Genomic DNA, 11,090 nt, shown 5'->3' with positions numbered 1-11,090 from the left:
CAGGCACGACGCATGAGGTGGCGGAGCGCAGTGGCATGAGCATCCTGACTCTGCGGCCGCGCACGACGGAGCTGATGAAGCTGGGCTTTGTGGATCTGATCGAAAGCGCGGGTGGGCATGAAGGAATCTATGCCGCCGTGAATGAAGACATTGCCCTGGAGCGCTTTGAAAAGGCCCGACGCGAGGAGCGTGGCGAGGCTGCGCAACTGCCCCTGAAACTGACGGCCTGACCCGCCCAACGACCGCCCCCACACACACGCCATGAATCACGACGAAGACGATTACCCCACATTGTTTCCCATGCCTGCCGTGGAGCGCCCGACGCGCCCGATGGTGAAGCCTCTGGCGGGGCTGAAAACGCCGCGTGAGGTGAAGTCTTCCAAAGGGCTGATCGCGGCGATGCAAGAGCGCTGGAACCAGTTCACGGAGTGGTCTGGCTTTACGAAGCGGGAGATCGAGGTGGAGATCATCCCGGGGCGGAAATGCAAGGTGGCGATCCCGCAGGAGGCTCCGCCGAAGATCATTATTTTTCGGCTGTTTAAGAACAAGCAGACGAAGGAGTATTTTACGCGGCCGGTGGACCTGTGGGGCGGGCTGATTCGCTTCAATGCGACGCTGTGCGAGGATCTGGCTTTGCCGATTGGGCGCACGACGCTCTGGCGCCTGATTTACGGCGGGTTTGTGGACGCCTTCCGCATGGCGCCGATGACGACGCTGATTGATCTGGAAAGCTTGAGGCAGCATTTGATTGCCACGAAGATCGACGGGAACAAAGCGCCGTTTTGGAACAAGGAACGGGTGATGCTGTACCGCGAGTGGGAAAAGATCACGCCGGAGATGCTGGCGAAGATGGAAGCTGAAGCGCAGGGGGGGGACGGGGATGAGTGAACAAACTATCCAACTGACTCCTGAGCAAAAGGCCGCGATCATTGACGCCCGCGACCTTCTCAGGACCGAAGGAAATCAGCTCGCGGATTTCCTGCGTAAAGGGATCAAAGCTACTCTGTCTTTGAGGCTGGACGAATTGCAGTCGCCTTTGCCTGATGTCATTCCGCACCGTGTGACCATCGCCATTCATAAGGAAATGGAGCGCGTCCGCAAAGTTGCCTCGGTTCTCAATTCTCTTTTGCCAAAGGAGGCTGCATCTGATGAGCAATAAGCCCAAATTTCCCGCTGAATTGGCGAAGACTGTGGCCCGTGAGTTGTGTGAGGTTTTGAAGCCCTGCTGTGAAATGAATGCGGCGGAGGGCCGGGCTTTTCTGGTGGTGGCGGGGTCGCTGAGGAGGCGCAAGGCTGAGGTGGGGGATCTGGAGCTTGTGTATGTGCCGGCGTGGGGCGAGATCTCGAATGATTTGCTGCCTGAGCAGGGTTGCCTTGTAGAGCACGCGCTGGACGTGATGATCGCTAAAGGGATTCTGGCGAAGCGGCTGAACACGAAGGGCTCGGAAATGTGGGGGCCGAAGAACAAGCTGGCGGTGCATGTGGCGACGGGGTTGCCGGTGGATTTTTTTGCGACGCAGAAGAGCTTCTGGCATAACTACCTGGTGTGCCGGACGGGCGGTGCGGACAGCAACAAGACGCTGGCGACACGCGCCCAGGAGCGGGGTCTGGCATGGCATCCGTATCATGCGGGGTTCAGCGTGGAGAGTGCGGCGGTGCTGCTTTCGATCATCGAGCGTGAAGGCATCCACCTGGAAGGCGGGCCACTGCGCCCGGAGCTGATCCGCACGGGAAAGATGATCGAGGCGAGCAGCGAACGGGACGTGTTTGCGCTGGCGGGGATGGAGTACCGGGAGCCTTGGGAGAGGCTGTAGTTTTATGCTCGATCTCTTCGACCCTCAGACGATCACGCGCCCGCCTTTGCGGTGGCATGGGGGAAAGTTTCGGCTGGCCAAATGGGTGCTGTCCCACTTTGTGGAGCATTCCAATTACGTTGAGGTTTTCGGTGGCGGTGCGGGTGTGCTGCTGCGTCGGAAACGCGCCAAGATCGAGGTGTACAATGACCTCGACAAACAGGTCGTGGGTTTTTTCCAAGTGCTTCGCGATCGCGACCTGCGTGGGCAATTGATCCGGGCGGTGGATATGACGCCTTTCTCCCGGGATGAGTTTGAATTGAGCTATGAAGCTGTGGCGGATCCGGTGGAAGCTGCTCGTCGTTTCATCGTGCGCTGCTTTATGGGCCCAGGGGGCGGTGGAAGCGACGGCTCCGGAGGAAGCGCCGCTGGATGCGGCTGAGGCGGCGCGGCTGTGGAGAGAGCAGTTTGGGAAAAACGCATGAAAACTATCGGCAAGATTCTAGATGGCGATCAGGTCATTGGCATTATCAGCGGGCCTGATGCCTCGGATCAGTCCATTGTGGTGAACGGTCGGGAGTGGCGCTTTGATTTTTGCGACTACGGCGGGCCTTTGTGGCTGCGCAAAGATGGCAATCCGAGAGCTTGCCAATGCCCCACGGTGAAAGCCGTGTGGGATGAGTTTCAGAAATGGCACGACGGCTATACAAGCCAGCCAAAGTCAAACTAGGCCGCTGTTTGGTCTTCCAACCCGCCGCCTGGGGAGGGTGGGGGCCTGCATGGTGTGGGTTTATGCCACCGCCCCGCAAACCACTTCCGAAAGGCTTTTTGACTGAGCCGGTGCCGAATGAGCGGGCGATGGAGTGGATCAAGGGAAAGACGCCGGTGAGTGCGGCGGTGTTCAATGGGCTGCTGCCTGAGCTGAAGGCGCGGGCGATTGCGGTGTCTGGGGCGACTTCGGCGAGTCTGGCGCGGGACATCCGCGATGCGGTCGCTGCGGTGCCTGCGGGGGCGGACTGGGACAAGCAGCGGGCGAAGATCGCTGACCTGGTGAGTCCTTTCACGGGTGCTGAGGGTGATGTGGCGGCGAGGAAGGCGGCGACGCGCAAGGCGGAGCTGATGCTGCGGACGCATGGCTTTCAGGGGTATGCTGTGGCCCAGCATGAGGTGATGAGGGAGCAGGCGGATATTTTCCCCTACTGGCAGTACCTGAGCACGGAGGATGAACGGGTGCGACAGAGCCACTCGAAGCTGAACAAGCTGATCTTTCCTGCTGCCTCGCCATTTTGGCACCGGCATACGCCGCCGTGGGACTGGGGGTGCCGATGCCGCAAGGTAGCGCTGCTGCCGGAGGAGGTGGCGGAGATCCAGGCGCGGGAAGCGAAGCTGAACCCGGAAAAGAAGACGGTAATCGAGGGGCCTGCGCTGGATCTGGTGGAGAATCAGAACAAGCTGAACCGGGGACCAACGGAGGTGTACGACATCACGGCGCCGGCGGATCGTGGAAAGCCGGGAGCGTTTTTGTTTGAGCCGGACAGTCTGCGACTGGGCACGGCGGAGCTGCAAGGGCGGTATGATCCGCAGACGTGGACGTATTTCCAAGACTGGGCGAATCGGACGCCTGTGGTGGAAGCAGTGGAAGATGGGCCTGCGGTGTCGGTCTGGGAATGGATGGGCGGGGCGAAGCTGCCGGATGTGCCGGTCTTGCCGCCGATCGCTCCGCCTGTGGTGCTGCCGCCTGTGATTCCTGTGGTGCCTGTTTTGCCGGTGCTTCCGGTGGGGGTGATGGCTCCGCCTGTGGCGGTGGTTCCACCTGTGGCGGCGCCGGTGCCTGGGGCGCGGACTTTGGCGAGTGTGACGGCGGATCTGGACGCGGACATTGGGGAGTGGTCGGGCCTGGTGAGTGAGCGGAGTGCGCTGGCTCTGCGCTATGAGCTGGCGCGGGCGCGGGGGGACACGGCGGAGGTGGTACGGCTGGCCTCTGAGCATGCGGCGAAGGATCGGGAAATGGACCGATTGATTGAGCGGCTGCGGGGGAAGGTGGAGATCCCGGCTGGGGAGCGGGGGAAGGTGACCTTTACGAATCTGACGCCGACGACGCAGGGGGTGGCTAAGGCTGGGGCGGCTATCGCGGAGCGGTACACGCATGCGGGGCTGCTGCCGACTGTGGGGGTGAAGGCGCTGCGGGGAAAACGGGCGTTTCATCGGGCGGGCACCATTTATGTGAATGCCAAAACGAAGGTGAGCACGGTGGCCCATGAGGTCACGCACGCGACGGAACAGCAGGCGGCGAGTGTGCTTTCGAGGGCGCTGGCTTTTCTGAAGCTGCGGGCGGGGAATGAGCCGCTGAAGACGCTGCGGAGTCTGACTGGGATCAAACAGTACGGCCCGGGGGAATTTGCGTGGGAGGATGAGTGGGTGAAGCGGGGGGGGGACCACTACATGGGCAAGACCTACGGCCCGCGTGCGACGGAGCTGCTGACGATGGGGATCGAGCGATTGCATGAAGATCCCATGGAATTTTACGTGAATGATCGTACGTACTTTGAGTTTGTGATCTCTGCCCTGCAAAACCTATGAGCCTTCCTTCCACCGGTCTTTTCACGGCTGTGCTTTTCGGCATGGAGCTTGCCTTTGATGGTGAGACGTGGACGGGGCGCGATCCTGAGTTTTCGCAGTTTGCTGGGCCTGCGCTGGCCCGGGAGACGCGACGCCAAAGCCGGACGCACCGGACGGTGGATGTGGTGGGGCGGGCGGTGCTGGAGCGGGTGTTTCCGGGGAAATGGACGGAGGGTAGCGCCCGGGTGGATGCGTGGGAGGAAACGCTGGACCCGGGGGCGGTGGACTAGCGGGATTATTTTGAAGCCATGCAAATCCAAGTCATCAAAGTCAGGGACAGCCTGACACCGAGTGTACGCCGCCGGCTGAACCGGTGGCGAGATCCCAAGCCTGTCCTGGCTGCGATGGGGGCGGTGGTGGTGTCGCTGGCGATGCGGGCGTTTACGGATGCTTCGTTGAGGCCATCGAGCTGGGCACCGCTGTCGCCTCGGACGATCCGGGGGCGTTTGAAGGACAACCGGGGAACTGCGCCGCTGCAGAGGACGGGTTTGCTGGCTAGGTCTCCCCGGGTGACGACGCTGACGAGCCACAGCGTGATTGTGGGGTCGGATCGGGCCTATGCGGGGTATCAGCAGCTTGGAACGTCGCGGATTCCAGCCAGGCCGTTCTTCCCGTTTGATCGGTCGGGGCGTCCGACTCCACGGGCGAGGGCTCTGATGATGTTCGCTGCCGACCGTGCGATTGGTCTGCGAGACTGACCCTTTTCTTCCTTTTGCGTCATTGTTCGCTAAAGCCTAATAAAGCTGTCTCTTGGTTTTTCGCGCAATGCCACTTTGCTTTCGATGACATCTTTGGCATCGCCTGCGAATGCTTCGTTGATGGTGATGCTGCTTTCGCCGCTGCCAGTGACGGCCTTGAGTTCAAACGTGAGATTGACCTCCGACACATGGCCTTCAAACCTGATCGTCTGCGAACCTTCCGCACCTGAGAGGATGGCCTCGTAGCTGTCCGCTCCTTCATTGTAAGTGATCGTCCATTGAAACGGCTGCGTGTCGCCATTGATCGTGCGCGTCCCTCTGACCACGAAAGAATTGTCGCCTTCCGCTGAGCCGGTCCATTCCTCCTTAATGTCGAGGACGCTGCTCTCCCCCTTCAGTTCACCCGCAGCCTTCCAGGTGCCGATGTAGTTTTTGAAGACTGGATTCATGCCAAGATCCTTGGCAGACAGGCTGGTGACAACCATCAGGCACAGTATGGCGAGCAGTGTCTTCATGCGATGATCTCCTGGATGACTTTGCCGTAGCTGATGGGAACGGGGCGATTGACCACATCACGCACCTCCGTGTCCGGCTGAATGCCCAGCAGATGATACATCGTGGCAGCCAGATCATCTGGCTTCACCGGCTTGTCAGCGGGATGCTCGCCGTTTTTGTCGGACGCGCCATGCACATAGCCGCGCTTCACGCCACCGCCTGCCAGCAGGGCGGTGTAGCACTGGGGCCAGTGATCGCGGGAGACGTTCTTGTTAATCTTCGGCGTGCGGCCAAACTCACCCACCCACACCACCAGCGTCTCATCCAGCAGACCGCGCTCATCGAGATCGGTCAAAAAGGTCGGTAGCGTCTGCTCGGTGATCGGCATGTGATATTTCTCGATGATCGGGAACATGCGCGTGTCATTGAAGCCGTGCGTATCCCACCCGCCCTCGGTGGTGCTCTGGCCGCCGATGCCCTGGGAGAAATTCACCGTCACAAACTTCACCCCTGCCTCGACCAGCCGCCGCGCCAGCAGCAGACTCTGTCCATACGGCGAGCGCCCGTAGCCATCGCGCACCTTGTCCGGCTCTTTGGTCAGGTCGAAAGCCGCACGCAGCTTTTCGCTGTGCAGCATCGACAAAGCCTTGTCATAATAGCTTTCGATCCCCCGTGCCTCGGCCGAGTAATCCAGCAGCCGCGTCTGGGAATCGACCAGCTTTTGCAGCTCTCGCCGCGCATTCAGCCGCTCAAAGCTCACCCCGCTGGGCAGGCTCAGCTCAGGCAGCGCAAAGCCCGGCGCACTCGGATCACGCAGCACGATGAAGGGATCATGCTCCTTGCCGAGAAAGCTCGCTCGTTGCCCTGGCGTCAGGGAGCCATCGCTCACGATGTAAGGGAAGGTGGCGGCGGTCGGGATTTCACCCTTCAGCGGTGCGATCTTGTCCACCACGGACGAATAGGCGGGAAACAGATCCGGCGAATCCTTGAGTCGCTGGTCATCACTCGGCGGCGCGTGGCCGCTCAGCGCGTAATAGCCCGCGCTGTTGTGATTCTTCATCGTGTGATGCACGGACCGCACCAGTGTCACCTTGTCCATCACCTTCGCCGTCTTCGGCAGCTTCTCAGAGACCCAGATGCCGTCGGCGCTCGATTTGATTGGCTTGTGAAACCCGCGAATGCCCTCGGGCGCATCCGGCTTCATGTCAAAGGTCTCCAGATGGCTCGGCCCGCCCCACTGGAAGCAGAAGATCACCGACTTGGCGCGTGCCACCAGCTTCTCGATCCCCTGGTTCTCCGCACCTTGCAGAAATCGCGGCATCGTCAGCCCAAACATCCCCAACCCACCGGCAGAGAGCAACTGGCGGCGGCTGATGCGGGTGCAGGCACCGGTGGCATTGAAAGGGGAAGACATCGTTGGAATCAAACGTGGCACAGCATGCCGCACTTTCTGCGCTCTGCCAGCACTTGCAGCCCCCTGAGCGGCGTTGTATCCGCAGCAATGCCCAACCTCACCACCCCCACCGGATTCAAAGAATGGTCCTTCGTCTGCGACGCCCTCGCGCAGGGACGGCTCAGCATCATTTTGCGCAAAGGCGGCATCCACGAAGGTCGCGGCGGCTTTGAGTGGAAACACCGCGAATTCTTCCTCTTCCCAACCTGGTTCCACAATCAGGCCGAAAAACTCAGCTGGGTGCCCAAAAACACCCAGCGCGACTTCCCACCGGAAGAGGAACGCACCACCGTTGATATCGACGGCTGCGCCACACTGGAGCAGGTCTGGAAAGTCACGGACTGGGACAAGGTGGCCGCGCTGGCTCCTCTGCACATCTGGAACGAGGACGTAGTGAAGGATCGCTTCATCTATGATGATGAGACCTGCCTGCATGTCGCTCTCGTCCGTGCCTACAAACTGCCGCAGAACTGGCATTTCCCGTATGCGAAGAGCTACGGCGGCTGCCGCTCCTGGATCACCCTCCCTGAAGAAGGCCTGGCCTTGGCAGCAGCAGCCACCCCGGCGCTGAGCGATGAAGCCTTTGCCGAAGTGTCAGCGAAGTTGAAAGCGATCTTGGGCTAGTCGAGTGTGCCCCACTTGAATCCAACCGACGCCATCCGCCCAGCCCACGTCGAGGTCAGCCTCGGTGCCATTGCGCAGAACTATGATGCGATCCGTGCGCATGTGGGCACGGCGTCCGTCATGCCCGTGGTGAAGGCGAATGCCTACGGCCATGGCATCGTCGAAGTGGCGCGCCACCTGATGAATCATGGCGCGCCGTGTTTGGGCGTGGCGCTGCTGGAGGAGGCCGTCGTGCTGCGTCAGGCCGGCATCACGCTGCCGATTCTCGTCTTTGGCGGTGTGGCCACACGGCAGATCCCGCAGTTCATCGCGCATGATTTGATGATGGCAGCGTCCTCCATCGACAAGCTGCGCCAGATTGATGAAGCCGCCGCAGCAGTGAAAACGAAGGCGCGCGTGCATCTGAAAATCGACACCGGTATGGAGCGCATCGGCGTGCATTGGTACAACGCGGAGAAGCTGCTGGAGGCCAGCTTGAGCTTCATAAATGTGGAGGTCGCCGGCATCTACTCTCACTTTGCCAATTCAGACGCCGCAGACCTCACCTCAGCCAGAGAGCAGCTCGCACGCTTTCTTGAAGTGCTGGAGTTTTATCCAAAGCGCGGCCTGCAGTCCCCCCAGCGCCACATCGCCAATTCCGGCGGCATTCTGCAGCTTCCGGAGAGCCACCTCGATCTCGTCCGCCCAGGCATCATGCTCTATGGCGTCTATCCTTCGAAGGAGGTGCCGCATACAGTCACGTTGCAGCCGGCGCTAAGCTGGAAGTCTCAGGTGGTGTATTTCAAAGTCGTGCAGCCGGGAAGTCCCGTCAGCTATGGCGCCACATGGCAGAGCGATCACCCGGTGCGAGTCGTCACCGTGCCCGTGGGCTATGGCGATGGTTATTTTCGGGCGCTGTCAAATCGCGGACAGGTGGTCATTCGCGGGCAGCGTCACCCGATTGCGGGCCGTGTGTGCATGGATCAGTTCATGGTCAATCTGGAGTGGGGCACCGCCTACAATGGCGACGCCGTGACTCTCATTGGTGATGGCATATCCGCTCAAGATGTGGCGGATTGGGCGGGCACGATTCCGTATGAAGTGCTCACCAATATCAACTCCCGCGTGCCCCGGGTGTACGTTTAATGCCTTGCAATCAGGCTGCTATGGCCGCAACGAAGGGGTGGGATGCGAAAGCGTGTTCCGCCCGCATTCATGAACCTCATCATCTTCGACCTCGAAACCACCGGCCTGTTACCTTCCCAGCACGAGATCATTCAGATCGCAGCGATGAAGGTGAAGAACGGCAAATGGAACGAGGGTGAATACTTCGACAGCTATGTGCGGCCGGAAAATCGCATCCCGTCCTTCATCACCAAGCTGACTGGCATTTCGCAGGAGCAGGTGGCGGACGCTCCACATCCCGTGGATGTGCTGATGGAGTTCTCCCGCTTCGTCGGTCATGATGCGACGCTCATCGCCCACAATGGCATTCGTTTTGACATGCGCTTCATCGCGGAAAACTGCAAACGCCACGGCATTCCGGTGCGCGAAACGAGCGCCCTCGATTCGCGTGACTTCTCCCGTAAAATCTGGGGCGGCAAAGGCGGCCATGGACTGGACGCGGTGCTGGGTCGTGTAGGCGTGTCCAGCAAGGGCGTGAAGCGCCATGATGCCCGCGTGGACGTTCAGCTGCTGGCCCAGGCCGTGCAGTACATGTGGGAACGCCTTACTACGAGCGTGACCAACTGCCCGGTGGATCTTTCAGTCGGGGTGATTCCTGCGCTGGATCGCGTTTGAGGCAGCGCAGGAACGCGGATCAGACCGCGCGCTCCAGTTTCTCATCAATGCGCGCCACAAGAGTGTCCAGCAGTTCGCCGTTGCCGAAACGTTCGATGACACCGGCCAGGAAACCTTCGATGATGAGCTTGCGGCTTTCGCTGTCACTGATGCCGCGGGCTTTAAGATAAAAGAGTTCCTCGTCGCTGATGGGGCCGCTGGTGGCACCGTGGCTGCACTTGACCTGGTCAGCGCTGATTTCGAGGCCGGGCAGGCTTGTGGCCTCGGCTTCGTTGCTGTTCAGCAGATTGCGGCAGGTCTGGTAGGCGTCGGTGTAATGCGCGCCTTCATCCACGGTGATGAGACCGCTGAAGATGCTGCGTGATTTGCCATAGAGGGCGTTTTTGTACAGCAGGTCGCTGCTGGCATGCGGGGCCTTGTGGTTCTGCAACGTGCGCTGATCGACCACCTGCTCGCCAATGGGCAGGGACACGCTGAGCATGTCGCTACGGGAGCCTTCGCCGATGAGATCGCTCACACTTTCGCTGCGGCTGAAGCTGGCGCCCAGCTGCACCTGGAAGCTCTTGATGGCGGAATCACGTCCGGCCACGATGCTGGAAAGATGCAGCGCCTGCGCATCATCCGCCAGCTCCTGGCAGGCGGCGTAGGTGATCTTGCTGCCACGTCCGCCGACAAGATCGGCAATGGCGATGCTGAGACCGCCTTCACCTTCAAGACTGCGGTAATGATCCACTACACTGACCTCGGCATTGTCACCGGTGACGATGAGCGTGTGCGGGAAGATGGCGGCATGATCGCCGACCACCCAATGGAAGATTTCGACCGGCTTCTCAATCGCCACGTTTTTCGGCACAATGATGACTGCGCCAGCTTTCACGTGTGCAAGATGCAGGGCGGCAAACTTGGCGGAGCCCAGTGTCATCTCACGCTGCATGAAGTGATCCTTGAGCACCTCGCTGTGATCCCGCAGCGCATCCGCAAAGGTCACGCAAACCACACCGGCAGGCAGATTGGCCGTATCGGACTCGACGAGCACGTCGTTCACAAAGACAAAGCGGGCGGCACGTTCCTTGAGCCCTTCCGTGGCCGCGAGAGCAGCAGCGGTGTTCGCAGCCGTGGGGGCGGTGGCAGGCTTATGATCAGCGAGTTCGATTTTCTTCGAGTTCGAGTAGCGCCAGTTCTCGTCCTTGATGCCAGGCATCGGCAGCGTCTGGAATTCAGCCCAAGCCGCTTCTGAGCGGGCGAAGAACCAGCCCGGTGCGGATTTTTCATCGCGCACGGGCACGGTGATTTCGAGGCCGGAAGAAGCGGGAGTTTCGGAGTCTTGAGACACTGGGACGGGAGTGTGTTTGGGTGCGGGAGCGAGAGTGGCGGACATGGCGAATGACAAAGTTTGTTGGATGCCGGCGGGGCAGATCAGCCCACGCTTCCTTCCATTTCGAGGTCGATGAGGCGCTTCAATTCCACGCTGTATTCCATCGGGAATTCCTTCACGAGGTCATTGATGAAGCCATTCACGGACAAGCTCATCGCTTCAGCCTCGGTGAGGCCGCGCTGCATGAGGTAGAAAATTTGATCCGCACTGACCTGGCTGACGCTTGCCTCGTGCTGTGTAGAGTGCTGGTTGCC

The 11,090-nt window shown here is 60.4% G+C and carries 15 protein-coding genes and 1 pseudogene; 12 read left to right on the top strand and 4 right to left on the bottom strand.

Annotated features, from left to right (window positions below; translation table 11 throughout):
• The 9 genes and pseudogenes from ACIREA_RS16725 to ACIREA_RS16685 all read left to right on the top strand — a co-directional run.
• Positions 1-230 (top strand): annotated as a pseudogene (locus ACIREA_RS16725) (hypothetical protein); the annotation flags it as partial.
• Between the two features lie 31 nt (positions 231-261).
• Positions 262-888, top strand: a complete 627-nt coding sequence (locus tag ACIREA_RS16720) for a hypothetical protein (RefSeq protein WP_397383437.1) — start codon at positions 262-264, stop codon at positions 886-888.
• Positions 881-1,159: a hypothetical protein gene (locus ACIREA_RS16715; protein ID WP_397383436.1), complete on the top strand. Its 279-nt coding sequence runs from the start codon at positions 881-883 to the stop codon at positions 1,157-1,159. The genes ACIREA_RS16720 and ACIREA_RS16715 overlap by 8 nt, the downstream gene beginning before the upstream one ends.
• Positions 1,149-1,814 carry a hypothetical protein gene (locus tag ACIREA_RS16710; RefSeq protein ID WP_397383435.1) on the top strand — a complete coding sequence of 222 codons (666 nt, stop codon included), beginning with the start codon at positions 1,149-1,151 and terminating at the stop codon, positions 1,812-1,814. Before ACIREA_RS16715 ends, ACIREA_RS16710 begins: the two co-directional genes overlap by 11 nt.
• A 4-nt stretch (positions 1,815-1,818) precedes the next feature.
• Positions 1,819-2,235 carry a DNA adenine methylase gene (locus ACIREA_RS16705; RefSeq protein ID WP_397383434.1) on the top strand — a complete coding sequence of 139 codons (417 nt, stop codon included), beginning with the start codon at positions 1,819-1,821 and terminating at the stop codon, positions 2,233-2,235.
• 39 nt (positions 2,236-2,274) lie between these two features.
• Complete coding sequence (locus ACIREA_RS16700) at positions 2,275-2,523, top strand: hypothetical protein (protein WP_397383433.1); 249 nt, start codon at positions 2,275-2,277, stop codon at positions 2,521-2,523.
• Between the two features lie 62 nt (positions 2,524-2,585).
• The gene (locus ACIREA_RS16695) at positions 2,586-4,373 is read left to right on the top strand and encodes a phage minor head protein (RefSeq protein ID WP_397383432.1); all 1,788 of its coding nucleotides are present in this window, start codon (positions 2,586-2,588) and stop codon (positions 4,371-4,373) included.
• Positions 4,370-4,642, top strand: a complete 273-nt coding sequence (locus ACIREA_RS16690) for a hypothetical protein (protein WP_397383431.1) — start codon at positions 4,370-4,372, stop codon at positions 4,640-4,642. Before ACIREA_RS16695 ends, ACIREA_RS16690 begins: the two co-directional genes overlap by 4 nt.
• Before the next feature lie 18 nt (positions 4,643-4,660).
• Entirely contained in the window at positions 4,661-5,110 is a 450-nt protein-coding gene (locus ACIREA_RS16685) for a phage virion morphogenesis protein (protein ID WP_397383430.1), read from the top strand.
• A 29-nt stretch (positions 5,111-5,139) separates the two neighbouring features.
• Here ACIREA_RS16685 and ACIREA_RS16680 read toward each other — a convergent pair whose 3' ends face one another.
• Together ACIREA_RS16680 and ACIREA_RS16675 are read right to left on the bottom strand one after the other, a co-directional pair.
• The gene (locus tag ACIREA_RS16680) at positions 5,140-5,625 is read right to left on the bottom strand and encodes a hypothetical protein (RefSeq protein WP_397383429.1); all 486 of its coding nucleotides are present in this window, start codon (positions 5,623-5,625) and stop codon (positions 5,140-5,142) included.
• Positions 5,622-7,019, bottom strand: coding sequence for a DUF1501 domain-containing protein (locus ACIREA_RS16675; RefSeq protein ID WP_397383428.1), 1,398 nt, complete (start codon positions 7,017-7,019; stop codon positions 5,622-5,624). The genes ACIREA_RS16680 and ACIREA_RS16675 overlap by 4 nt, the downstream gene beginning before the upstream one ends.
• Positions 7,020-7,106: 87 nt before the next feature.
• On the opposite strand from ACIREA_RS16675, the gene ACIREA_RS16670 reads away from it, so the two are divergent.
• The 3 genes from ACIREA_RS16670 to ACIREA_RS16660 all read left to right on the top strand — a co-directional run bounded on the left by ACIREA_RS16670 (position 7,107) and on the right by ACIREA_RS16660 (position 9,461).
• Entirely contained in the window at positions 7,107-7,682 is a 576-nt protein-coding gene (locus tag ACIREA_RS16670) for a DUF1802 family protein (RefSeq protein ID WP_397383427.1), read from the top strand.
• 15 nt (positions 7,683-7,697) lie between these two features.
• Entirely contained in the window at positions 7,698-8,807 is a 1,110-nt protein-coding gene (alr, locus tag ACIREA_RS16665; protein ID WP_397383426.1) for an alanine racemase, read from the top strand.
• Between the two features lie 69 nt (positions 8,808-8,876).
• Positions 8,877-9,461, top strand: coding sequence for a PolC-type DNA polymerase III (locus ACIREA_RS16660; RefSeq protein ID WP_397383425.1), 585 nt, complete (start codon positions 8,877-8,879; stop codon positions 9,459-9,461).
• A gap of 19 nt (positions 9,462-9,480) precedes the next feature.
• On the opposite strand, the gene sufD is transcribed toward ACIREA_RS16660, so the two are convergent.
• The gene (gene sufD, locus ACIREA_RS16655) at positions 9,481-10,839 is read right to left on the bottom strand and encodes a Fe-S cluster assembly protein SufD (RefSeq protein WP_397383424.1); all 1,359 of its coding nucleotides are present in this window, start codon (positions 10,837-10,839) and stop codon (positions 9,481-9,483) included.
• A gap of 38 nt (positions 10,840-10,877) precedes the next feature.
• Positions 10,878-11,090 (bottom strand): SufD family Fe-S cluster assembly protein (locus ACIREA_RS16650; protein ID WP_397383423.1); only part of this gene is annotated, 213 nt, incomplete at its 5' end.

The organism is Prosthecobacter sp. (assembly GCF_044373815.1).
Taxonomy (GTDB): domain Bacteria; phylum Verrucomicrobiota; class Verrucomicrobiia; order Verrucomicrobiales; family Verrucomicrobiaceae; genus Prosthecobacter.
Note: the sequence above shows the minus strand (reverse complement) of the source record. Positions and strands in the feature narration are given on the sequence as shown.

Excerpts from the sequence above, each read along its gene's own strand:
- ACIREA_RS16670 (WP_397383427.1), top strand. The coding sequence starts at position 7,107 with ATGCCCAACCTCACCACCCCCACCGGATTCAAAGAATGGTCCTTCGTC.
- ACIREA_RS16695 (WP_397383432.1), top strand. The coding sequence starts at position 2,586 with ATGCCACCGCCCCGCAAACCACTTCCGAAAGGCTTTTTGACTGAGCCG.
- ACIREA_RS16710 (WP_397383435.1), top strand. The coding sequence starts at position 1,149 with ATGAGCAATAAGCCCAAATTTCCCGCTGAATTGGCGAAGACTGTGGCC.
- ACIREA_RS16675 (WP_397383428.1), bottom strand. The coding sequence starts at position 7,019 with ATGTCTTCCCCTTTCAATGCCACCGGTGCCTGCACCCGCATCAGCCGC.
- ACIREA_RS16705 (WP_397383434.1), top strand. The coding sequence starts at position 1,819 with ATGCTCGATCTCTTCGACCCTCAGACGATCACGCGCCCGCCTTTGCGG.
- ACIREA_RS16715 (WP_397383436.1), top strand. The coding sequence starts at position 881 with ATGAGTGAACAAACTATCCAACTGACTCCTGAGCAAAAGGCCGCGATC.
- ACIREA_RS16685 (WP_397383430.1), top strand. The coding sequence starts at position 4,661 with ATGCAAATCCAAGTCATCAAAGTCAGGGACAGCCTGACACCGAGTGTA.
- ACIREA_RS16680 (WP_397383429.1), bottom strand. The coding sequence starts at position 5,625 with ATGAAGACACTGCTCGCCATACTGTGCCTGATGGTTGTCACCAGCCTG.
- ACIREA_RS16700 (WP_397383433.1), top strand. The coding sequence starts at position 2,275 with ATGAAAACTATCGGCAAGATTCTAGATGGCGATCAGGTCATTGGCATT.
- ACIREA_RS16660 (WP_397383425.1), top strand. The coding sequence starts at position 8,877 with ATGAACCTCATCATCTTCGACCTCGAAACCACCGGCCTGTTACCTTCC.
- ACIREA_RS16720 (WP_397383437.1), top strand. The coding sequence starts at position 262 with ATGAATCACGACGAAGACGATTACCCCACATTGTTTCCCATGCCTGCC.
- sufD (WP_397383424.1), bottom strand. The coding sequence starts at position 10,839 with ATGTCCGCCACTCTCGCTCCCGCACCCAAACACACTCCCGTCCCAGTG.
- ACIREA_RS16690 (WP_397383431.1), top strand. The coding sequence starts at position 4,370 with ATGAGCCTTCCTTCCACCGGTCTTTTCACGGCTGTGCTTTTCGGCATG.